This is a genomic window from Serratia sp. HRI, assembly GCF_010119335.3.
GTDB classification, from domain to species: Bacteria; Pseudomonadota; Gammaproteobacteria; order Enterobacterales; family Enterobacteriaceae; genus Serratia; species Serratia nevei.
Genome location: NZ_CP083690.1, coordinates 1,436,339 through 1,458,763, shown reverse-complemented (window position 1 = coordinate 1,458,763; position 22,425 = coordinate 1,436,339). Strand labels below are relative to the sequence as shown.

The 22,425-nt window shown below is 59.8% G+C and carries 22 protein-coding genes; 19 read left to right on the top strand and 3 right to left on the bottom strand.

Annotated elements, in window-relative coordinates; translation table 11 throughout:
* The first annotated feature begins 233 nt into the window (after window positions 1-233).
* From GF111_RS07150 to GF111_RS07125, 6 genes are all read left to right on the top strand, one after another.
* Entirely contained in the window at window positions 234-1,490 is a 1,257-nt protein-coding gene (locus GF111_RS07150; protein ID WP_181419870.1) for a CdaR family transcriptional regulator, read from the top strand.
* 93 nt (window positions 1,491-1,583) lie between these two features.
* Window positions 1,584-2,951 (top strand): FAD-binding oxidoreductase, encoded by a 1,368-nt coding sequence (locus GF111_RS07145; RefSeq protein WP_038877394.1) that lies wholly within the window; start codon window positions 1,584-1,586, stop codon window positions 2,949-2,951.
* Window positions 2,952-3,025: 74 nt separating this feature from the next.
* Window positions 3,026-3,688, top strand: coding sequence for a hypothetical protein (locus GF111_RS07140; protein WP_197698861.1), 663 nt, complete (start codon window positions 3,026-3,028; stop codon window positions 3,686-3,688).
* Between the two features lie 123 nt (window positions 3,689-3,811).
* The gene (locus tag GF111_RS07135; RefSeq protein WP_038877396.1) at window positions 3,812-4,138 is read left to right on the top strand and encodes a gamma-glutamylcyclotransferase family protein; all 327 of its coding nucleotides are present in this window, start codon (window positions 3,812-3,814) and stop codon (window positions 4,136-4,138) included.
* A gap of 109 nt (window positions 4,139-4,247) precedes the next feature.
* The gene (locus GF111_RS07130; RefSeq protein ID WP_016928795.1) at window positions 4,248-4,391 is read left to right on the top strand and encodes a hypothetical protein; all 144 of its coding nucleotides are present in this window, start codon (window positions 4,248-4,250) and stop codon (window positions 4,389-4,391) included.
* 125 nt (window positions 4,392-4,516) lie between these two features.
* On the top strand, window positions 4,517-6,049 hold the full coding sequence (locus GF111_RS07125; protein ID WP_038877399.1) for a glycosyltransferase family 39 protein: 1,533 nt from the start codon (window positions 4,517-4,519) through the stop codon (window positions 6,047-6,049).
* 180 nt (window positions 6,050-6,229) lie between these two features.
* Here GF111_RS07125 and GF111_RS07120 read toward each other — a convergent pair whose 3' ends face one another.
* Entirely contained in the window at window positions 6,230-7,294 is a 1,065-nt protein-coding gene (locus tag GF111_RS07120; protein ID WP_038877401.1) for an aldo/keto reductase, read from the bottom strand.
* 97 nt (window positions 7,295-7,391) lie between these two features.
* Between GF111_RS07120 and GF111_RS07115 the strand changes: the two genes are divergently transcribed.
* The 5 genes from GF111_RS07115 (at window position 7,392) to radC (ending at window position 12,420) form a co-directional block, all read left to right on the top strand.
* Window positions 7,392-8,297: a LysR family transcriptional regulator gene (locus GF111_RS07115; RefSeq protein ID WP_038877404.1), complete on the top strand. Its 906-nt coding sequence runs from the start codon at window positions 7,392-7,394 to the stop codon at window positions 8,295-8,297.
* 118 nt (window positions 8,298-8,415) lie between these two features.
* The gene (locus GF111_RS07110) at window positions 8,416-8,967 is read left to right on the top strand and encodes a flavodoxin family protein (RefSeq protein ID WP_047728581.1); all 552 of its coding nucleotides are present in this window, start codon (window positions 8,416-8,418) and stop codon (window positions 8,965-8,967) included.
* A gap of 331 nt (window positions 8,968-9,298) precedes the next feature.
* A complete protein-coding gene (locus GF111_RS07105) occupies window positions 9,299-10,498 on the top strand; it encodes a site-specific integrase (RefSeq protein ID WP_001062689.1) in 1,200 nt (399 codons plus the stop codon).
* On the top strand, window positions 10,495-11,559 hold the full coding sequence (locus GF111_RS07100) for a YhcG family protein (RefSeq protein WP_003092331.1): 1,065 nt from the start codon (window positions 10,495-10,497) through the stop codon (window positions 11,557-11,559). The genes GF111_RS07105 and GF111_RS07100 overlap by 4 nt, the downstream gene beginning before the upstream one ends.
* A gap of 351 nt (window positions 11,560-11,910) precedes the next feature.
* Window positions 11,911-12,420, top strand: coding sequence for a DNA repair protein RadC (gene radC, locus GF111_RS07095; protein WP_003092330.1), 510 nt, complete (start codon window positions 11,911-11,913; stop codon window positions 12,418-12,420).
* A 66-nt stretch (window positions 12,421-12,486) separates the two neighbouring features.
* On the opposite strand, the gene GF111_RS07090 is transcribed toward radC, so the two are convergent.
* On the bottom strand, window positions 12,487-14,943 hold the full coding sequence (locus GF111_RS07090) for an AAA family ATPase (protein WP_001223964.1): 2,457 nt from the start codon (window positions 14,941-14,943) through the stop codon (window positions 12,487-12,489).
* A 392-nt stretch (window positions 14,944-15,335) separates the two neighbouring features.
* Here GF111_RS07090 and GF111_RS07085 point away from each other — a divergent pair, with 392 nt between their 5' ends.
* The 5 genes from GF111_RS07085 to GF111_RS07065 all read left to right on the top strand — a co-directional run bounded on the left by GF111_RS07085 (window position 15,336) and on the right by GF111_RS07065 (window position 19,854).
* Complete coding sequence (locus GF111_RS07085) at window positions 15,336-16,163, top strand: DUF932 domain-containing protein (RefSeq protein WP_003092327.1); 828 nt, start codon at window positions 15,336-15,338, stop codon at window positions 16,161-16,163.
* 80 nt (window positions 16,164-16,243) lie between these two features.
* Window positions 16,244-18,313 carry a ParB/RepB/Spo0J family partition protein gene (locus GF111_RS07080; protein ID WP_000994919.1) on the top strand — a complete coding sequence of 690 codons (2,070 nt, stop codon included), beginning with the start codon at window positions 16,244-16,246 and terminating at the stop codon, window positions 18,311-18,313.
* 61 nt (window positions 18,314-18,374) lie between these two features.
* Entirely contained in the window at window positions 18,375-18,584 is a 210-nt protein-coding gene (locus tag GF111_RS07075) for a hypothetical protein (RefSeq protein WP_022580212.1), read from the top strand.
* Between the two features lie 775 nt (window positions 18,585-19,359).
* Entirely contained in the window at window positions 19,360-19,674 is a 315-nt protein-coding gene (locus tag GF111_RS07070; RefSeq protein WP_001273857.1) for a DUF736 domain-containing protein, read from the top strand.
* 39 nt (window positions 19,675-19,713) lie between these two features.
* Window positions 19,714-19,854 carry a hypothetical protein gene (locus GF111_RS07065; RefSeq protein WP_001641504.1) on the top strand — a complete coding sequence of 47 codons (141 nt, stop codon included), beginning with the start codon at window positions 19,714-19,716 and terminating at the stop codon, window positions 19,852-19,854.
* 132 nt (window positions 19,855-19,986) lie between these two features.
* Here the strand turns inward: GF111_RS07065 and GF111_RS07060 are convergent, their stop codons facing one another.
* Complete coding sequence (locus tag GF111_RS07060; RefSeq protein ID WP_006379425.1) at window positions 19,987-20,280, bottom strand: helix-turn-helix domain-containing protein; 294 nt, start codon at window positions 20,278-20,280, stop codon at window positions 19,987-19,989.
* A gap of 287 nt (window positions 20,281-20,567) precedes the next feature.
* Between GF111_RS07060 and GF111_RS07055 the strand changes: the two genes are divergently transcribed.
* From GF111_RS07055 to GF111_RS07045, 3 genes are all read left to right on the top strand, one after another.
* Entirely contained in the window at window positions 20,568-20,915 is a 348-nt protein-coding gene (locus GF111_RS07055; RefSeq protein WP_016487838.1) for a DUF2958 domain-containing protein, read from the top strand.
* 342 nt (window positions 20,916-21,257) lie between these two features.
* Complete coding sequence (locus GF111_RS07050; protein WP_003092318.1) at window positions 21,258-22,028, top strand: DUF2285 domain-containing protein; 771 nt, start codon at window positions 21,258-21,260, stop codon at window positions 22,026-22,028.
* A gap of 111 nt (window positions 22,029-22,139) precedes the next feature.
* Window positions 22,140-22,424, top strand: a complete 285-nt coding sequence (locus GF111_RS07045) for an AlpA family transcriptional regulator (RefSeq protein ID WP_001247107.1) — start codon at window positions 22,140-22,142, stop codon at window positions 22,422-22,424.
* Window position 22,425 lies beyond the last annotated feature (1 nt).

Sequence of the window (22,425 nt, the reverse complement as noted above, 5' to 3'; positions counted from 1 at the left end):
TCGTCGAACCGGACGGGCTGATGGTAAATGACGTTTGCAGTAAAGCAGTTCACGGACGATGTTTTGCAGAGGCTGCGTTATTCAAGATCGACGGGACTGCTGTGTTGTTTTCGGGCCGTGTGTGGCACGCCCCATTCAGAATGAAAACTGTTCTGCTGTGCATGCCGGAGGGGGCTCTGTTGCCATCAGACCACCGCTATATTCGTGTACCTTTTGAGTGATTGGTATCGTCCATGACCATTACGTTGTCTGTTTCACTACGTCCGTCAGAAGCAGTTTGTGAACTCATGCGCAAAGGCGCCGAACTCGCTCAGACACTTCCAACTGAGTGGATCGAGCGTTTGAACCAGTCGCTTGCCGCTTCTCAAGAAGGTATGAGAATACTGGAGGACCCGGTCATGCTGGCAGCGTTCCGGCGCGCCAATCGGGCAGAATTGTTGCACTGGGCAAATGCGAATCTGCAGCGCCCCGGAGAACCCGTGCAACCCTACGTGTCTGCTGACATTCTGGACACGGCCCGAGAGCTGGTTCATAGGGGCGAAGGGGAGCTGCTGATGAAGATCGCCCGATCGACGCAAAACGCAGCTTGGGAGCTTTGGATGGCGCTTGCGTTTAACCTTACGCAAGATCCCATAGAGCTAAAGGAATTCCTCGAAGTTTCGTTGCGCTCGATCTCGACATTCATCGACAGCAACATGTGTACATTGACTCAAATTCTCCTGGAGGAAAAGAGAGCTCAGTTCCATGAGGGTTCTATCGACAAACGCAGCCTGGTCAGCCGGTTGCTTGATGGTGGAAACGTGGATGTTGAGCAATTAGGCAGGCAACTGGGTTACAGTCTTTTTCAGCGGCACCGTGCCTGTCTAATCTGGAGCGAGATCGAGGATATGGATATTCGCCGACTGGAGACAATGGCGTATGCGGTGGCACATCTCATGGGTTCGACAGCTCCCCTCATCGTCTTCGCTGGCCCTGCGACCTTATGGGTTTGGTGCCATACGACAAAAGTATTGGATTTAAACGAACTGCAAGATATTGCTCGGCGTTTCCCAACACTACGAGCGGCCATCGGCTCACCGATCGCAGGAATAGGCGGCTTCCGCCGATCTCATCTGGAAGCCTTGACCACCCAGAGATTATTAGGGCGATTAACTGGTGCGCCGGCCGTTGCTACGATAGACCAGGTGAGGATGGTGTCCCTGATGACCCACGACGCCCGTGCGGCTAGGCAGTTTGTCTTGAGAACGCTCGGACGCCTAGCGACAGATTCTGTGGTACTTCAACGATCGCTGCATGCTTTCCTGGCCAACGGTTGTAATGTCACCCAGACCGCTGAAGCACTGCGTACGCATCGCAATACATTGCTGCGCCGCCTGGATCGCGCTCAGCATCTACTGCCTCTCCAGTTTGCCGACCACCGTATTCAAGTTGCAGCAGCCCTTGAACTGTTGATTTGGAATATCCCGCTGAATGACGAGGAAAGCAGATGATGAGATGAGCAGGGCACGTTCTTGCGGCTCACTCAGGGCTGTCTTGAGGCGACGCAGGATGGAAACAATAAGCGATATGCTGGGGGTTATATAATGAATGCAGGGAACAAAGCATCTTTTGGTGGCGTTGCACCATTGAAGTTTCGCAGCCTGGGGGGCTGGGTGGAGCCGCCTGCCGACCTACAGCCCTCGCTTGAAGGGGATGTGAAGGCTGATGTCATCGTGGTCGGTGCCGGATTTGCCGGGCTATCGACTGCGCTGGAGTTGAGGGCGCTGGGGGCGCAGGTCATCCTGCTGGAGCAGGAGTTCGCCGGCTTCGGCGCCAGTGGCCGCAATGCCGGCTACCTGCTGGGCAGCATGGGAATCGAGTACGAGATGTTCGTCAAACGGTTAGGTGTGGCACAGGCGACGCAGTTCGTCAGGTTCTACGACGAGGCAGTGCCCTACGTGGAAGGTCGAATGAAAACGTTAGGTATTGACTGTGATTACAACCCGTCCGGTGTGTTGCGAGCAGGTATTCATCTCAGCCAGGAAAAACGCCTGCGGCAAAACATGGCATTGGGTCAAAAGTTAGGGGCAAAGACCCGCTTCGTGGACAGTTCCGAAATGCGGGCGCGGGGAATTCCGCCGGCCTTTCTTTTCGCCGCCGAGCAGTGTGGTGGCACGTTGAATCCTGGGAAGTATGTCGGCGGTCTGCGCCGTGCGGCTATCGAGGCGGGGGTGAAATTTTACGAGCGCACGCCATTGCTCTCCTTCAGCGAGGGTTCGAGCATTGTCTGCAAGACTGCGCACGGTAGTGCGACCGCTCCGGTAATGGTATTGGCGGCCAATGCTTACCTCCCCCAGCTAGGCGTGCTGCGCAACAAGGTTGCAGCGATTCGGGTGTCGGCGATAGAAACGCAACCGCTCTCGCCGCAACAACTTGCTGCTCTGGGATGGCAGGGAAGAGAGGGGATCATCACGCCGCACTATACCATGGAGAGTCACCGCCTGACGGCGCACGGCACCATGGTATTGACTGTCAAGAAGTTGGGCTATGCCTATGGTTCAAAGACGCCCAACATCCCCGATCAAGGTGCCTATGTGGCATTGGAACAGGTACTACGCGCACGCTATCCGGCCTTGCACGACCTAGGTATCAAGCATTGTTGGAGTGGTTATGTCAGCGGCGCCTATGACTTCCTGCCGGTACTCGGCGCAATGGGCGAAAAGCAAAATATTTTCTATACCGCCGGTTGCTCGGGCCATGGACTCGGCACCCAATCGTTTATCGGCTTGCTTTTGGCCAAGCAAATCAACGGCAGGACGCCAGAGCTGTTGGCTGCGTTGCACCACAAGACGCCATCCATGCTGCCTGAGCCCTTGCAGTGGTGCGCCATACAGTCCGCGTTTGCGGCGGCTAAGTTGATGGATGACTGGATCGATAGGAAAGTACGTAAAGATATTGCCATAAAAGGCTGATTGCATTTGATGTCGTTGCCCTTGGTTCGTGACGGCGGAGCAACGACGTAACTCTAGTGACAGAGGCTGTTATCGTGGAATTAATAGATATATTCGCGTTGTTCTCGTGTGTACTCCTGGTGGTGTGCGGTTTGTATTATGGTGCGGCATTTGTCAGGCGCAAAAACTACCTGCTTGGCGTGGAATTTTTGATAGTTGGTATTTCCGCGACAAACTTTACGACCTTCATCGCTACCGGCTGGCAAACCAACTACGATGTTGCCATTTTTCTTGATGCCTTTTCCCGAGGTGTCGGTGTGCCGATTGTTGGAACGCTTGGCTTGATGGCCGTGACGCATGGCTACAAGCCGTCGCCGGCGAAGGATTTCATCTTGTTCTTGGCCGCTTTCAGTGTCACGGCTATTTACTTCCTGTCGACGGCATTCAAACCGTGGCTGCCCTATTTTTATGTGCTGATGTGGGCGCTGTACACATTGTATCTGCTGTATTTCATTTGGTGTCTGGTGCGTGCCGGCGAATTCCTGCATGCGCTGGCGACTCTGCTGGGGGGGGGCGCAGGGGGGACGATTGCGCTGAAGTATGACTTCTTCCCGATCCTGGGAGATGGCACGAAGATGGTCTTTATGACCTGTGCCTTCCTTACTTGGTCTTACATGATGGCGCAGTTATTCTATGCTTATTGCGCACTTCAGCGCTCAATGAAAACCTCTACGCACACTATGGTTCATTCTCGTTGACGCGTACCGGTTTGTTGAATCAATTAGATCTGGAATGAGCCGTGTAAAAGGCCATTGCTTTCTGGCAGGGGCTGTACAGCACTCTGAGTAAAGACTTTTTTTCAGTCAGTGGCAGAGTGAAAAATGCAAAGTTTATTCGTATACGGCACCCTGGGGACGGGCAGACCCAACGCGCACATTATGGAAGCCATCGGCGGCAGCTGGGAAGAAGGCAGCGTTGGCGGATCGCTGCTTAACGAAGGCTGGGGCGCCGAGATGGGCTACCCAGGCATCGTGTTGGATAACAGCGGCAATCGGGTGAATGGTTTTCTGTTCCGTTCAGCTAATCTCGTCAACCACTGGCCGACTCTCGATGCGTTCGCAGGCGAGGGGGATGAACGGGTAGCGGTCAGCGTCACCACCGCCGGCGGCGAAACCGTCGATTCGTTTATCTACATGTTGAAGAAATGATCTGAAGCCGCCTCGCCGAGTGGGTGCGAGGCGCATGACCCGCCGGCAATTGAACCTTCGTTTATTTTGCCGCGCTACAATAGGCGAAAATTTCCCCATGGAGCCTATCGTGCGCAAATCCAGATTCCTGCTCGTGACCTTGCTGTGCCTGTGCGCCGCCGCCGTGCTGTACGTGATGGCTTACCGGGCGCTGGGGCATTACCTCAGCGACGGCGAGAAGGCCTACCCGGATATCAGCGTTGAAATCCGCTGAGAGTCGTGCGGCGCTGCGGTGATTGCGCCGACTTTTTCGCACTGATTTACCCGCCATTTACCCGCCGTCGGCAATGATGACGCTGCGTCTCCACACTGTGTGGTTCTCTTGGGCGGAATGCGGTTATGTCACTGCAACAGGTTTCGAATGTCTCTTTGAGCAACAACGGCTTAAAGGGTATCAGTTACAAACATTACGCGTTGGCGATCGTGGCGTTTTCGGCGATCGTGCGGTTTATTTCCTTAACGGATCGGTACTTTTGGTGCGATGAAGCCTCCAGCGTGCTGACCAGCCGCTATGATGTGGGCGCTTTGCTGTACCACGCCTCCTTCGACGTTCACCCGCCGCTTTATTATCTGTTGCTGCATGGCTGGATGGTTCTGTTTGGCGACGGCATCATGGCCGCCCGTTCGCTGAGCCTGGTGTTCGGCGTGGTGACGGTGGCGCTGGCAATGCGCTTTACCCGTTGGTTGGCCAACGAGCGGGCGGCGCTGATAGCGGGATGGCTGATGGCAATCATGCCGATGGCGGTGCGTTACAGCCAGGAGGCGCGCATGTACGCGCTGATGGGGATGCTGGCGATTGCCGCCGCCATGGTGCTGGCGAAGTGGCTGAAAACGCCGGATAACCGCCGCTATCTGGCGCTGTATGCGCTGTTGATGACGCTGAGCTTTTATACCCATTACTTCACCATTTTCACGCTGATCGCCCACTGGCTGGTGGTGTTGGCGCTGTCGTGCCGCCGTGAAGGCGTACGTTACATCAAGCAGCCGGCGTGGTGGCTGGCCAATGTGGCGATCGGGGTGGCCTACATTCCCTGGCTGCTGGTGCTGTTCAATCTGCTGGCGCATATCGCCGAACTGCGGGTCGGCGGCGACGTCGGTTGGATCCCTCAGGTCTCCTGGGGCGATCTGCCGGCAATGTATTGGCGTTTTCTCACCAGCCATGACGGCAGCAACTATCCCACGGCGATTCTCTGGCTGCTGCCGGCGATGTTTATCGCGTTGTGCGCGCTGCTGCTGAAACGGCGCGCGATGCCAAGGACATTCTCGCTACTGCTGCTTGGCGGCATTCTGATCCCGGTGACGCTGGTATTCGCCATTTCCTGGCGCACGCCGCTGTTTGTCGATCGCTACCTCTATTCCGCCGCGCTCGGCATTCCGCTGGTGTTGGGTGTGTTGATCGCCGGAATGAAAAGCCGGGTGCGCGGGATCTCTTTGCTGTTGTTCTTCAGCCTGCTGTTCGGCTGCGGCGTGCGTAACGACTACCCAGTCGAGAAAGATGAGTTCAAGGTGATGGTGCACTATATCAACAGCCACTATCAGCCTAACGATGCGGTAGTGGTCAGCAACATGTTTAACTACCTGAGCTACGTGTATTACAACAAGAAGGGCTATCGCGCCTTGCTGTATACCCCGGCCAGGCCCAACGGCATTTCGGGCAAGCCCAATGCCTATGGCTTCGGCACCTTTTTCCACGATCGGGCGGCGCAGACCTATGTCGATAAGCTCAGCGATTTATCGAAAGGCCATCGCCGGGTCTGGCTGGTCAGCGGCGGGGATTTCAATCAGGACTTCGGCCGTTCGCCGCCGGGATGGGTCAATACCGCCACCTTCAAGAGCGGCGGTTTCGAATCGCGCCTGTTTGTGGTGCGTTGAGCGAAATGTCATATTTCCCATTCGGCGTTACATCTGGCCGAGCAAACTTACGCGGGGATGACAGTTCTATACATTGGGATTGGTACTGTAGCTCTACCCGATGATGTTGTGTGTTATCCATTCCCTGTAGTGTATTACCCCATCCCTGTTAAGTTTATCCCGCCTTGCGCGGGATTTTTTTTATCTGCGCCGGGCGAGATGCACGCTGCCGGTCATGATGTTGCGTGTGGCTGGCAGGGCGAGAAAATCGTGTGGGAATCCCAGCTCGATGGCGCTGAGATCGTCCAATCGTCGCCAATGATCTTCCGCCAGCGCCACCTTCAAGGCGCCGAGGTTATCTTCCAATTGCGCCAGGGTTCGGGCGCCGACGATCGGCGCGGTGACCGTCGGGTGACGCAGTGTCCAGGCCAGCGCGATTTGTGATGGGGAATATCCAGTCTCATCAGCTATCTGGTTGACGGCGTCGGCGATATCAAGATTATGTGCGTTCAATGTCCCCTTGGCTCGCACGGCTTCACGCCGAGAGCCCGCTTCATCGGGCGACGGTTGCAGATCCTGCCGCCGGTATTTGCCGCTTAATACGCCGCCGGCCAGCGGCGACCAAGGGATCACGCCCATCCCCAATTCTTGCGCCATCGGCATCAGCTCGCGTTCGACGGTGCGCTCCAGCAGACTGTACTCGATTTGCAGAGCGATCAGCGGCGACCAACCACGCAGGTCCGCCAGCATTTGCATTCTCGACGCCTGCCAGGCGGGAAGGTCCGATACTGCTACATACAGCACTTTTCCGGCGCGTACCAAATCGTCCATGGCGCGCATGATCTCTTCCACCGACGTGGTGAAATCCCAGGCGTGCAGATAGAGCAGGTCGATGTAATCGGTATTGAGCCGTTGCAGGCTTCCCTCCACCGTTCGCAGCATGCTTTTGCGATGATTGCCGCCGGAATTGGGATCGTCCGGCTGCATCGGCAGGGTGTATTTGGTGGCGATCACCAACCGATCGCGGCGCCCGGCGGCGAATTCCCCCACGAAACGTTCGGCGCTGCCCTCGGTATAGCGGTTGGCGGTATCGATAAAGTTGCCGCCGCGTTCGACATAAACGTCAAACAGACGGCGAGCCTCGGCCAGTTCGGCGCCCCAGCCCCAGTCGGCGCCGAAGGTCATGGTGCCCAGCGCCAGCGGTGAAACGCGCAGGCCGGAACGGCCCAATAAACGATAGTGATCCAGCGATAGTGACGTGTTCATAGGCATTCTCCCGTGTAGGTAGCGTCTACGGTAGCGCCCGCAGGTTGTTTAAGGAATGCACTATAATCTTCATGAATTATTAAGGAGGGAGAGCAGAATGAGGGGCAGTGATTTCGCCGAGTTGCGCGCCTTTGCCGCGATTGTTGAGCATGGCGGTTTCGCTCGCGCCGCTGCACATTTGGGGATGTCCGCTTCGGCGCTCAGCCAAACGCTGCGCAACCTGGAGGAACGTCTGGGTGTGCGTTTACTGAATCGTACCACTCGCAGCGTGGCGCTGACTGAAGCCGGAAGACAGATGTTGGCGCGCCTGACGCCCGCGATGGCCGAGATTGACGCGGCGGTGGCACAGGCGGTCGAGCAACGCCAGAACCCCTCAGGTCTTTTGCGGCTTAATGTAACCCGCGTGGCGGCGTTACATTTTCTGGCGCCTTTGATCGCGCCGTTTCATCATCAATATCCTGATATTACGCTCGATCTCAATGTTGAGGAGCGGTTGGTGGATATCGTTGCCGGCGGTTTTGACGCCGGCGTGCGGCTGCACGAGAAACTGGCGAAAGATATGGTGGCGGTCAAGCTGGGCGGGGAGGTGCGGATGCGTGTCGTTGCTTCACCGGCGTATTTGGCGCGTCACGGCCGGCCGTCAACACCGGGCGATCTGCATCGACATCGCTGCTTGAATTACCGCTGGCCGACCAACGGCAGTTTGTATCGTTGGGAGTTTGAGTGCGACGGTGAAAAGCAGGAGATCGCCGTGGAAGGGCCGGTGATAGTCGATGAGCCGGAAGTCTTGGTGCGGGCTGCGATGGATGGGGCTGGCATTGCCTACCTGTTTGAGCAACAGGTTGCCGCCGGTTTGGCCGATGGCCGGTTGTTGCCGCTGCTCGATGCCTGGACGCCGCCGTTCCCCGGTTTCTATCTGTACTATCCGGCAAACCGCCAAATGCCGCGCCCGCTGCGTGCTTTTATCGACTTCGCCCGTCAACAGGCAGAGCAGGGCGCATAACGCGATTTTTTTGAATAACACCGTCAGTTTTATTCGGTATTCAGCCGCTGCGCGCTTGATTAGATTGAACGCGAGAGGGGCGCCGTCGGCGCCTTTGTGCAATGAGTGGAGAATTTCTATGGCGAAGACAGTAGTGGTGTTTCATTCAGGCTACGGCCATACCGAGCGTTTGGCGAAAGTGGTGGCGGAAGGCGCCGGGGCGGCACTGATCGCCATCGACCAGAACGGTGATATCAGCGACGAAGCCTGGCAGGCGCTGGATGAGGCGGACGCCATCATCTTTGGTTCGCCAACCTATATGGGCGGCCCATCCTGGCAGTTCAAGAAATTCGCGGACGCCAGCTCCAAGGCCTGGTTCGGCCGCAAGTGGCAGGACAAAGTGTTCGGCGGCTTTACCAACAGCGCCAGCCTGAACGGCGACAAGCAGGTCACGTTGATCGCGCTGCAGACGCTGGCTTCGCAACATGGCGGCCTGTGGGTCAGCCTGGGGCTGCTGCCGGCCAACACCAAATCGGCGCAGCGCACCGACGTCAATAACCTGGGCGGTTCGGTGGGGCTGCTGGTGCAGACCCCGGCGGATGCCGGCGTGGATGAAATGCTGTCGGGCGATCTGGCGACCGCCAAGCTCTATGGCCAGCGCGTAGCGGGTTTTGCCGCCAAACTGGCGTAAGGTCTCCCGTGCAGAGAGGGCAGCGACGCGACTGAACGGACGCCGCGTTCATTTTCTCTGCACAATTGGCGTGTAAGCCGCGAAATGTTATTAGCCTGCTTGGGCTAACAGTGCATTTCGTACAAATATTCCCGGTTCCTAGGCCGGGTTTTTTGTTTCACGATGACTCCAGCCCGGTAGTTCGCTGGACTGCGACGTAGCCCGATACAGCAGGTTTATCAATAGCTTACGCGCTTCCATCATATGCCGGTGCTTTCTGAAACTTGACCCGGTTCTCCCTCGCGCCGCTCCTATCTGGCTCCTGGAATCCGGGTCGTTCCAAGGAGTCATCATGGCAAAGATCAAGCTCACCAAGACCGCCGTAGAGTCGGCGCAACCCCAGGCGAAGGACATCGAACTACGGGATACCGTCGTGCCCGGCTTCCTTTGCAAGATTACCTCGACGGGACGCCGGGTGTTCATGCTCCAGTACCGCACGAACTCTGGCCAGCCCCGCAAGCCCTCGCTGGGACTCTACGGGGAGCTAACCGTCGAACAGGCGCGGGTCAAAGCGCAGGACTGGCTGGCCGAGGTTCGCCGGGGTGGTGATCCCGGCGGTGCCAAGGCCGAGGCGCGCAAGGCGCCCACGATGGCCGAGTTGTGCAAAAAGTTCATGGAGGACTACTCCAAGAAGCGCAACAAGGTCAGCACGCAGGACGGCTACCAGGGCGTCATCGACCGCAACATCATCCCGCTGCTGGGCCGCAAGAAGGTGCATGACGTGAAGCGGCCCGACATTGCGGGGCTCATGGAAAAGCTGGCCTACAAGCCGACCGAGGCCAACAAGACCTTCGGCGTGCTGCGCAAGATGTTCAACTTGGCCGAAGTCTGGGGCTTCCGCCCGGACGGCACGAATCCGTGCCGCCACGTCCCGATGTACCCGCCGGGCAAGGAAACCCGGCTCATCGTGGACGAGGAAATGGTGCGGATCTTCCGCCAGTTGGAGAAACTGGAGGCGGAGGGGCTGGAGAACTACGTCATCCCGTTGGCGATCCGGCTGCAATTCGAGTTTGCGGCGCGGCGCTCCGAAATCTGCCCGCTCGAATGGAGCTGGCTGGACTTCGAGAACCGGCGCGTGGTGTGGCCCGACAGCAAGGTTGGCGGCATTTCCAAGCCCATGAGCGAGGAAGCCTATCGGCTGCTTTCGACGGCGCCGCGTCTGGAAGGCTGCCCTTACGTCCTGCCGTCGCCGAACGACCCGGCCAAGCACCTGACCTTTGGCGAGCACTATGGCGGCTGGTGCCGGACGCTCAAGGCCGCCAGCGTGCCGCACGTAGGCACGCACGGCATCCGTCATCGCTCGACCACCGACATTGCCAATTCCGGTGTGCCGACCAAAGTGGGAATGAAGCTGACGGGCCACAAGACCGTGGCGATGTTCATGCACTACGTCCACACCGAGGACAAGCCGGTGCGCGAGGCGGCCGAGCTGGTGGCCAGCCGCCGCCAAGCCATCACGGGCGCGCGGCAGCTTGCGGAGGCGGTGGCATGAACGGGCGCCGGCCATCAGCAGCATCGCTCGCAGCGCCCGCGGCGCTGCTGGGCGACATTCGGGCACTGATCGAGGCGGCGCGCTTGCGCGCCGCCTCGACGGTGAATAGCGAGCTTACGATGCTCTACTGGCGCATCGGCCAACGCATCCACACGCAGGTCTTGGACAGGCGCCGGGGCGCCTACGGCAAGGAAGTTCTGCCCACCTTGGCTGCGCAGTTGGTGGAGGAGTACGGCAGCAGCTTTGCAGAGCAGAACTTGCGCCGCATGGTGCAGTTCGCCGCCACCTTCCCCGACGAGCGAATTCTCGTATCACTGATACGAGAATTGAGCTGGACGCACTTCATCGCCCTGATGCCGCTGAAAGACCCGCTCCAGCGGGACTACTACGCACAGATGGCCAGCACCCAACGCTGGAGCGTGCGGACGCTGCGCGAGCGTATCGACTCGATGCTGTACGAGCGCACGGCGCTTTCCCAAAAGCCGGAAGAAACCATAGCGCAGGAGTTGGCGACCCTGCGCGATGCGCAGCGCATGTCGCCGGCCCTGGTCATGCGCGACCCGTACATCCTCGACTTCCTGGGCCTGCGGGACACTTGGCAGGAAGGCGACTTGGAAGCGGCGATCATCCGTGAAATGGAGTCCTTCCTGCTGGAGCTGGGCGCGGGCTTCTCATTCGTCGCCCGGCAGAAGCGCATTCCGATCGACGACGAGGATTTCCACCTTGACCTTCTGTTCTACAACCGCAAGCTGCGGCGGCTGGTTGCGGTGGAGTTGAAGGTAGGTGACTTCAAGGCGGCCTACAAAGGGCAGATGGAGCTTTACCTTCGGTGGCTAGACAAGCACGAACGGGAGCCGGAGGAAGCCTCGCCGCTCGGGATCATCCTTTGCACCGGCAAGAAGCGCGAGCAGATCGAATTGCTGGAGCTGGACAAGTCCGGCATCCACGTTGCCGAGTATCTGACCGCCTTGCCGCCGAGGGGCGTGCTGGTGGAGCGGCTGCAACAGGCAACGCAACGGGCGCAGTTGCAAATCGAGCAGCGCAAGACGGACAACGAGTAGTCCTGTCCCAAGCAGTCGGGCGTCCCGGCGTGCCGCCGTCGCGCTGTCGTGCTGCGCATCGAGCTTCGCTGCGCGAGTCTCGCCCCTGTCGGGCTTCCATCACTGACGCCTCCGTCCCGGCTCGTTGATCCGGGCCTGCGCGCTCCGCTTGCCAAAAATCGACTCTGTGCAGTGGGCGGGTGTGGGCGGTCTTGCTGTTCCCTTCACCGTATCACGGCGTTCTCGCCGTCAAGGGCGGCGCGCGCCATGCGCGCTTGCGTCCTGGCGGCCGTCTGCGACCCCTGACTGCTTGCGCTGCGCCGTGCTGCCGCCGGTTCCGGGCAATTCCGCCCGAGCAACCGGAGCACGATCATGTCGCAACTGTCCTTTCCCTCGTTCGATTCCTGTCTGCTGGTGCGCGACGCGCACGGGCGCTATCTACCGGCATCGGCCGACGACATTCTGGAAGCTGCGCGCCAGGTCATTGACCGGAAAATGCGGCGCGGAGCAGAGTTCACTTCGCCGGCGGCGGTCAAGGAATACTTGCGTACAAAGTTGGCCAGCTTCGAGCATGAGGTGTTCGTAGTGCTGTTCATGGATACGCGCCATCGTCTGATCGAATACAGGGAGATGTTCCACGGCACTATTGACGGTGCGTCGGTGTATCCGCGCGAAGTGGTCAAGGAGGCGCTGCGGCTCAATGCGGCGGCGGTCGTCGTTTCGCACAACCATCCGAGCGGAAACCCCGAGCCGAGCGCGGCTGACCGGGCGCTGACCCAGCGGCTCAAGGAAGCGTTGGGTCTGGTGGACGTGCGCGTGCTCGATCACATCATCGTTGCGGGCAACGAAACGGCATCGTTCGCCGAGCATGGGCTGATCTAGCCCAAGGGGCTTCGGCCCCTTTTTGCTGCGCCTGGTGGCATAGCTATGGCCCTCGCGGCCTGATGCTCAGGCCGTCGCAACCTGAATCATCTCGTCGTAATGTTTCTTGTCCACCTCTTCCAGCCACTGGAAGATGTTCCCGATGACGCTGTGGCTTTCGCCTGCCAAGTTTTCTGCGGATTCCTCTGTTATCTCAATAACGTCGCTATGTGAATACTTATTGATAAAGCGGTAGATTTTTTCTTTAAGCTCTGGTGTCGTGATGGTGCAATCTTTTAGGCCAGCCTCCATCAATTGACTAATGTCGCTTCGACGCCTTGGATATTTGAAGGTGAAAAACGATTCAACAAGCTTTCGGGCGAGGTTGGCGGTCAAGAACGCCTCATCTCGATTGAGTGTTGTGTGCGCCCTATATTCGTAGAGCTTCTTGAAGATATAGTGGTACTCGGAACCGTAGTTCTTGAGTGAGTCGTCGGCATCCACAAGTAGGGAGTGACGAGGGGAGCCAGGTGGCGCATCCAGGCGATAAAAGAAGCAATTCTCGGCGTTGCCTTTTTTGACTCGATTCCTATTGGTGCCAGTGAACCAGTCTCTCACTAGCTTAAAGTAAGTGAAGTTGTGAGTCAGCACAAAAAGTTGCTTGGCTTCAGTGCATTGCGTTCTCAAAAACGAGTAGGCGTGAAACAAGTGATTAGAATCAAAGCTTGAGACCGGATCGTCAACGACGACGATCGTATCCTTGATGTTATTTCCATTTTCTTTGAGCTTCGTGATGAAATAGACAAATGCAATCGCAGTTTTCTCACCTTCGCTCAAATTCCCATCGTGCTCACCAACCCCGTTTCTGATGATCTCATAGCCTTTCTTCTTCTGATTGAAGTTCAGGCAAAGCTCAGAGCGGCCAATGAAGCGATGCAGGATGTCATTGAACTCCTTTGCCCCGACCGTTTCATTCGAGAGCGCCGCTTCTATGGCTCCGACCTCTAGACTAATTTTTTCAATTTCCTTATGGTCGTTCTTTGCTTCTGACTCAAGGTCATTGCACTTCTTCTCACTTCCAGCATAGTCAAACTCTTGCACCTCAGCCGCAGCAAAGTGAAGCTCCAGTGCCACCTTGCTTTTTGAGGTCTCAGATTTGAAATTTGAAGTCTTATTGTTGTGCTTTCCAACGAGAGCAACAATCGATTTCAGGATGTCATTGAAATTGGTGACATCGTCTTCAACCACATCCGAGATCTGAATGTCTGTCTTCCCAGGGTCTGTGATCTTGGCCTTCAGGGCTTCCCGCCAGGCGTCGATTTGCTGGTCGATCTTTTCAGCAGCAGTTGCGTAGTCCTTTTGAAGCTTCTCTGCCTCGGCCGATAGTTCTTTATAAAACTCGGTCGATGCGGGAAACTGATTAGCTGGAGCGCCTTGAGATTCAATCCATGTCGCCGCGTTCTGAAGTCGGCTCTGAAACTCCGTGAACTCCTTGCTGAAGTGGGCAGCAAGCGCCTCGGCACGAAGCTGGGCGAACGGAGAGCCGCAGAACTCGCAGGATTGCGAGTCGTGGTTTTTATGGATTTCCAAGCCTGCTTGAACCCATTCGCGGATTTCCGGGTTATCGGTCAGCCGCTGGATTGCTTGATTGACCGCCGTAGTCCCAATCAAATCTCTGATGCGGCCCGCCGCTTTCTTAAAGTAGTCCGGCTCAATGGCCGTTGAGGCGAAAGCAATGCTTGGAAGCTGATCTGGCTTGGCGGCATTCGTAAGGTCGATAACCCTCTCATCTGGAAGAACCGACTCCGCCTTGATAATTGTCTCGCCGTTATTCTGTATGAAGTTGAAGAGCTTGCGGCGGTCGTAATTCAAGTAATAACTGTCGCTCGTATCAATCGCCTGAAGTCCAAGCTTCATTTTCTTGGCAGCATTGGTCAGGAACTTCTCTAATGCCTCACGCTGCTTCTTGATATCGCTTTGCTTGTCGTCGTGAGCCTTCTTTTTCGACTGAAGCTCGCTCTTCAGCTTCTCCAGCTTCTGCAAGTCATCAATCTTCTCTTTCGCAATAAGAAGGATGCTCTTTACGGATTTGTCCCAATCAATGTTCTCATGCACGAAGCGTTGATTGAAAACATGAATATTCAATTGGGATGAGTGGAGTGTGGATTCCGTGATCGTTGAGCCATCCTCCAGAACTACTGAAAATTGGCCCGTGCTGAAGCGGGGAACCATCGAGCGAAGCTCAAAGCAAGAGAATAGATTCGATAACGTTGACTTGCCTGTTCCATTCCAACCATAGACCAGGTTGTACCGGCCGAACTTTTGGATCTTCGTTCCATTGAAGTCGCTGAAGATTCCGAACTGTTTGAGGCGGTTGATGCAGACAATCATCTCTATATCTCCGTGTTCTTGCTTTCCCATCATTTGCTTGCGAAACAAATGGTAAACGAAGAGTCCTCTTGCGTCTCCGCTTCGCGGATCGCGCTGCTCCAGGTTCGCTAGTCGCTCATCCCTGGCGGGACTGGCTTCGCCAGCCTTCCGCATCGCTGACGCCTACGGCCCGGCTTCCAGCTTCGGGCCTGCGCGCTTCGCTTGCGTGCGGTCAGCACAAAGGGATGGCCGTTGCCTTGTCCAGCCGTCTCCCCTGACTTCATCACCTTACCCGCGACCGTAGCCCGCGACCGTGTGCCGTCAAGGCGCGCAGGGCCGTGTCCTCGGCTGCGCCTGCGGGCCGCACCAACCCTGCGCTTGGCTCCTTGACGGCCCCCGTCCGCGCGCTCCTTTGGGCGCGGGCGATGAACTCAGGAAAGACGGTGGCAACAGGGCCAACCGGGTTCCTCGTGCCGACCGCACCAAACAGCCGAAAGGCTGGGCTCCGAATCTAGAAATCCGGTGTGCGGTGTGAACAGCAAACCTCTTTTGTCAGGAGAAAGACCATGCAACTCGCATCCCGTTTCGCTTTCCGCTCCCCCTCGCTGCGCAGCGATTACCCGCTGTCCGACGACCAGATTCACCGCGTGGCCCCGTCCATCTTCGCGGATGCCCCGCACGAGAGCCGTTCGCAGCGGTACGCCTATATCCCCACCGCCGCCGTGCTGACCGAGCTTCGCAAAGAAGGCTTCCAGCCTTTCATGGTGACGCAAACCCGCGTGCGCGACGAAGGCAAGCGCGAGCACACCAAACACATGATTCGCTTGCGCCATGCCAGCCAGATCAACGGCGCGGAGGCCAACGAAATCGTGCTGCTGAACTCGCACGACGGCACCAGCAGCTATCAGATGCTGGCCGGAATGTTCCGGTTCGTGTGCAGCAATGGCCTTGTCTGCGGCAACACCGTGGCCGATGTGCGAGTGCCCCATAAAGGCGACGTGGCCGGTCTGGTCATTGAGGGGGCTTACGAAGTCTTGAGCGGTTTCGATCGGGTGAAGGAATCGCGCGATGCCATGCGCGGCATCACCTTGGACGATGGCGAATCCGAAGTGTTCGCCCGCGCCGCGCTCGCCCTCAAGTACGACGACCCCGACAAGCCCGCGCCCATCACGGAATCGCAAATCCTGATGCCGCGCCGCTTCGACGACCGCCGCCCCGACCTGTGGAGCGTGTTCAACCGCACCCAAGAAAACCTGACCCAAGGCGGGCTGCGTGGCCGCAGCGCCAACGGGCGCCGACAGCAAACCCGCCCGGTGCAGGGCATCGACCAAAACATCCGACTAAATCGCGCCCTCTGGCTGCTGGCCGATGGCATGCGCCAGTTGAAAGCCTGAATCCCCACGCGGCAGGGGCAGGCAGCAGCCCTTGTCGCTTTCTTCGCTGCTGCATCCCTGAACCGATAGGAGTTATCACCATGAACGCCGTTACCCAAACCGAAGCCCGCGCCATCAACACCGCCGCCGCTATCCCGCTGGAAGCCGCTGATCCGACCAAGAACCTGATTCTGGTTCCGCTGTCGCGGCTGGTGTCGCGTCCCACTGGCCGCAACGTGCGCAAGACCCCGCGCATGTCCATTCCCGAACTCGCCGCCAGCATCCAGCGTGTCGGCCTGCTGCAAAACCTCATCGTGATTGCCGCCGCCGATGGCGAGCATTACGAGGTCGTGGCCGGTGACCGTCGCCTCGCAGCGTTGAAGCTGCTGGCGAAAAAGCACCGCATTAGCAAGGAATGGGAGGTGCCTTGCCTGCTGGTGGCCGATGGCACCGCCCGCACGGCCAGCCTCACCGAGAACGTGCAGCGCGAAGCCATGCACCCCGCCGACCAGTTCGAGGCGTTCGCCGCGCTCGTGGCCGAAGGCCGCAGCATCGAGGACATTGCAGCGGATTTCAGCGTCACGCCGCTGGTGGTGCAGCGCCGTCTGAAACTCGCCAACGTGTCGCCGCGCCTGCTGGCCGACTACCGGGCCGAGGCCGTGAGCCTTGACCAGTTGATGGCCCTCGCCATCACCGACGACCATGCTGCGCAGGAAGCCGCGTTCTACGATGCGCCCACATGGCAGCGCGGCCCGCACAACCTGCGCGACCGCCTGACCGAACGCGAAATCGACGCCTACCGGCATCCGCTGGTGCGCTTTGTCGGGCTGGACGGCTACGAGCAGGAAGGCGGTGGCATCCGCCGCGACCTGTTCGCGGAGGGCGACAAAGGCGTGTATCTGACCGATGCCGCACTGCTGGAACGGCTGGCGCAGGACAAGCTGGCAGGTATCGCCGCCAAGGTGCAGGCCGAGGGCTGGGCGTGGGTGGATGCCACGCCGGGCATGACCCATGCCGATCTGCAAGCCTTCCAGCGTGCGCCAAGGGAACGCCGCAGTCCGAACAAGCGCGACGCGCAGCGCATCGAGAAGCTGCAAACCAAGCTGCACGAACTGGCCGAGGCGGTGGATGCCGCGCTGGACGACGAGGACGAGGAAAAGGCCGATGCCTTGCAGGAAGAAGGCGAACGCCTGGGCGAGCAGTTGCAGGCGCTGGAAGATGGCTTGCTGGACTATGCGGCCAACGTGAAGGCCGCAGCCGGTGCCATTGTCACCATCGACCGCGACGGGCAGGCCGCGATTCATCGCGGGCTGCTGCGCGAAGCGGAGGCCAAGGCACTGCGCACGCTGGAGCGGCTGCGGCAGGGTTTCGGCAGCGAAGGCGAAGCCGCGAACGAGGACGCAGGCGAGGACGACGAGCAGCCCAAGACCGCCGCCATGTCTGACCGACTGGCGCAGCGGTTGAGCGCGCACCGTACCGCTGCGCTGCAAATCGAAGTTGCACGGCATCCGCAAGCAGCGCTGGCCGCCGTGGTGCATGGCATGGTGCAGACCGTCTTGCAGGAAAGGCACTACGGGCACGACCTGCCGCTGGGTGTGCGCCTCACGGTGCAAGACCGGCTGGAAGGCATGGCCCCGGACTGGCCGGAATCACCCGCCGCCGTGGCGCTGCGCGAACTGCAACAGGTGGCAGGCGAAACCTTGCCGGAGGACAGCGCCGAACTGTTCGCCGCGCTGCTGGCGAAATCACAGGATGAACTGGTGCGGCTGTTGGCCGTGTGCTTAGCTTCCACGGTGGACGTGGTGACGCCTCGCGCCACGCCGCACCAGCCCGGCGCGGAACTGGCGCAGGCCGTGGGGCTGGATATGGCCGCGTGGTGGCAGCCCACCAATGAGGGTTACTTCCGGCATGTGCCGAAGGCCGCGATTCTGGAAGCCGTTGGCGGGTTCGCGCCCTCGCACGTCACCCGACTGGCGAAGTTGAAGAAGGGCGACATTGCCAGCGAAGCCGAACGGCTGGCCGCTGGCACCGGCTGGATGCCCGCCATCTTCCGCTCCGAAGGCCCGCAGCAGACCGGGCAGGACGCGCCGGCGGATGGCGAAGCCGAAGCACAGGAAGAAGTGGCCGCCGTGGCGGATGACCAGCCGCAGGCCGAGGCTTTGGCCGCGTGACTTCGCACCGTAGATAGCGCCCCGGTTCCGGCCGGGGCGCTTCATGTTGAGGATGCCTGCCATGACCCACCAACCCGCAAACCGCCCCCGCATAGCTGCGACCTATGCCTCCGGCACGGTGCGCGCCCGCCGCTGGCACGGCGACGGCGACGTGCGCGGCTACCGTCCGCCGCGTGGCTGGACGGCCCGCGCCGACCTGACCGATCTGCATCCCCTCACGGGCCGCGCCTTGCCGCGCGCCGTGTGGTGGATCATCGAAACCAAGGAATAACGAGCCGCACCGGCCCCAAGCCGTGCCGCCTTGGGGCCGGTGGTCGAAAACTCCGGGCGCGGCGGTGGCCGCGCCCGGTTTCACTGCTCAAAGCCAAAACGCCCCATCGCCGCCTTCGGACAGGCGGCGATGGGGCCACGCACAAGGGCGCTCGTGCGCGAAATCCACGAAGCCAGCAAGTGTGGCGGCGCATCGCGCCGCCAACGATTCGACCGAGCCCCGCCGCAATGGGCGGGGCTGGTGTGGCTACGCCCCGGCTTGCTGCGGCAGGTTGCACGAAAGCGTGCCGTCCCCGACGCTGGCGGTTCGTTGTCTGTACGTCACGAAAGACGGTTCACCGACACGCCGCCCAGCCTCGCTTCTATGGAGCTTCCACACCACGCCTCAGTATGTGGCCGTGAGCTGCGGCAGGGGCGCTCTGGCCTTGTCGTCGGGGCATTGACCTGGCCCGCGTCAGGGCGCAAGCCGGTGCAGCCGTCACGCGGGGATGCCGAGTTGGCCACGTCTCCATTCGGGAGCGGGCGGCCTGTGCGTCCTTGTCTTGTTGTGAATCCTGGCGGTGGCGCGGCTGCGCCTTGTGCTTGATGGCCGCAACCTTGCAGCGAAAACAATTTCCCCTGCGCTGCGCGCATTCCTCGCGGGACAAATTCTTTTCGCTTCCAGGTTCTCCACGTTGTTGCGACCGCTGTGCGGTGCGACCAGCCCATCCCCCGCCGGCCGGATCACAACAAGGACGCACTGGCGCGACCTTGTTCAACCCGAAAGGAGAAACATCATGGCTAACATCGGCACCTTCACCGCAGAGAAAGACGGCTTCACCGGCACGCTTCGCACCCTGACGCTCAACGTCAAGGTCAAGCTGGTTCCCAACGACAAGGGCGACACCGAGAACGCCCCCGACTTCCACCTGCAAGCGGCTGGCCACGAAGTCGGCGCAGCGTGGAAGAAGACCAGCGAGGCCGGGCGGGAATACCTGTCCGTATCCATCGACGACCCTTCGTTCCCGGCGACGGTCTATGCCCGCCTGATCGAGAACGAGGACGGCACGCACGACCTGATCTGGTCGCGCAACAAGCCGAAGGCGGCCTGACAGCCGCTTACCGCGTCCCGCCCACTGCGGCGGGGCGCGATGCTGCTGATCGCAGCACCGCACGCGCAGGATTTCTGCTGCTGCCGCGTGCTGGATACGCCCGTCACGGCGGGCCTGCATGCGTGCCTTGTGGCTCGCAATCCGTGTCAACGAGCGGTGTGTGGCGTGTCGGCGCTGTAAGCGCCGCCGGGCTTTCGGGCTTCGCCCCGTGCCGGCAAGCCGTCACGGCCATCCGGCTTCAATCCCTCACGCCTTCGCGCCTGCGGCGCTGCGCGCTCCGCTTGCTGCAATTCAGTACCACACGCCAACGCGCTAAGGCGTGTCGGGCTCTTCCAATATCGCCCTGAGTTCCTGGCGCACCTGTGCCAGCAATTCATCAGCTTCGCGGGTGCTGTCACCGGCATAAGCCAATGTGAGCAGCGTGAGCGGATGCACTTCCATGACCTCGCACAGATCGGCCAGCTTCTGGATGGTTGGGCTTTTCAGGTCGCGCTCCAGCGTGCTCATGTAGGTGCGACTGGACACGTTGGAGAACGCTTCCTGGCTCAAACCACGCGCCTTCCTTACCGTCCGAATCGCCGCTGCCAATGAGTTCTTCGCTGCCACCTATGGTTTCCCCAAAAAACCAAGATGACAGCCCATTGCGCCCTATAGGACTACAATCTATAGTGTTCATTTGGTGGTGATGTTTTCCTTTTCCGTGCTTTTACGGAGATCCGCATCTGCGGATTTCCTCAGACCCAGGGAACCGCATCCGTGTCTTTCCTGACTTCCACCAATACGCCTTCGTGCCTCTCCGCTTTTGCGGCTTCGTGCGCTTGCGCATACGTGCATCCGTCCGCAGGCACAGATGCGCCTCGGCGATTGCGTGTGTTCGTGGAAGGGGCGCGGCCTTGACCACGCTTGTCACCGAGGAAGACCGGGTGCACCTACTGGCCCACGGCCTCACCCGCGCCGCAGGCCAGGAATGTGACCCGCTGCCCGTGGTGCGCCTGTTCACACCGGACGCACATGCGACCTGGCTATTGGCCGCGCTCGATCCGACCGATGGCGATACGGCCTACGGCCTGATCGACCTCGGGATCGGGATGCCTGCCCTGGCGACGGTGAAGCTGTCCGATCTGGCGTCCATCGTCGGGCCGCTCAAGCAGCCCGTGATACGAGATCGGTATTTCCAGCCGACGCGGCCGCTGTCGGAATACGTTCGACTGGCTCAGGAAAACGGTTCGATCACCGATTGACGCATTCCAGCGCGACCAGGCAAAAAGTATCGCATTGTGACTATTTCGGTCTTAGCCAAGACCTGGCAAGTCTTGATCCGCATGCTTGCACCAGGGTGGTGCGCTCCTGACCAAAACAGTCATGATGCCAGGCGCGAGATTCGGCACGGTGTTCAATGCTGCACCCCATTTCCGGGCGGTGCAGTCGTCGCATTTAGACGATTTCGGCAATGCACTGGAGCGAATCTGTCTTGACACCAGCAGTTAAAGCGTAACCCGAGTTTGATGACCACTTGATGGCGATTCGATAGCTCCCGCACAGCGGAATTGTGGCGACGTTCCCAGAAACAGGGAGGTTTCGCCATGACTGACCGCAGCAGCCAACACTGGTATCCCACGGCCGCGTATCTCTACACGCTGCACCTCGATGGCCCAGCGCTGGCTTGGGAGTATTTGCGCAGGAATCCAAGCTACCGGCGCGACTGGCTACGCCGGCGTCGCAAGCCTGATGCGGCGCAGGCCTGGGGCCTGCGCCTGCTGGAAGATCCCGGCCTGGATGCGCGCGACGCACATCCTGCTTGGTTCCCCGATCACGATGCCGTGGTGCAGCTATACCCCGACGCCGACCCACCACCCGATGCGCATACCTTCGAGTTCTGGCGCATTCCTGGGCGCAAGCAACTGACCCACGACGGCAAGCGCCTGGTGCTCGTATCGCATTGGCCAGGCTGCTGCGTTCGGCTGGCACTCGCACCCGACCTGGAAGATGGTTCGGCCTATCTCTACGCCACACGCGCCTGCGCCACGCCCTGTGCGCGCTACCGCACGCTCGCTGCGAAGCTGGATGCGCTATCTGCCGCAACCGTGGCCACGCCTGTGGCAACAGCCCGCTCCCGCCCCACGCCCGCCGCGCTGCTGGAACTGCATACCTTGCAAGCGCTCGACGCGACCCTCGCGGGAGCCTCCTTGCGCGAGGTGGGCGAAGGTCTGTTCGGCGCGGATGCCGTCGCGGCCGACTGGCACAAAGACAGTGCATTGCGTGCCCGCGTACGGCGGCTGGTACGCCGCGGCGATGAGCTGATGCACGGCGGCTACCGCCGACTAGCGCAGCTTCCAATGTTCCCGTCGCATTAGGGGGGACGTTTCTCGACCCGTGCGAATCGTCCCTTAGCAAGAAGCCTTGCTTTCTTGAGAGTGCCTCTATCCGGCCGCGTGGTGTGGCCGGGCTTGATGGAGGTACATCCCATGCGACCTGCTCCCTCGCGGCCTGCCGCCGCTGCCGTCACTGCGACCTCGCAGCCTCAACGCTACCTGACAAACGACGAAGCCGCCGACTACCTGCGGCTGTCGCCGCGCACGCTGGAGAAGCAGCGGGTGATCGGCGGCGGCCCCAAGTTCCGCAAGTTCGGCCGCCGCGTCATGTACGCGGTGTCCGACCTCGATGCCTGGGCCGACCAGCGCAGCTACGAGGCCACGTCCGATCCCGAATACGCCGAGCGCCACGCGGGCGACTACCGTGATGGCCGCTGAT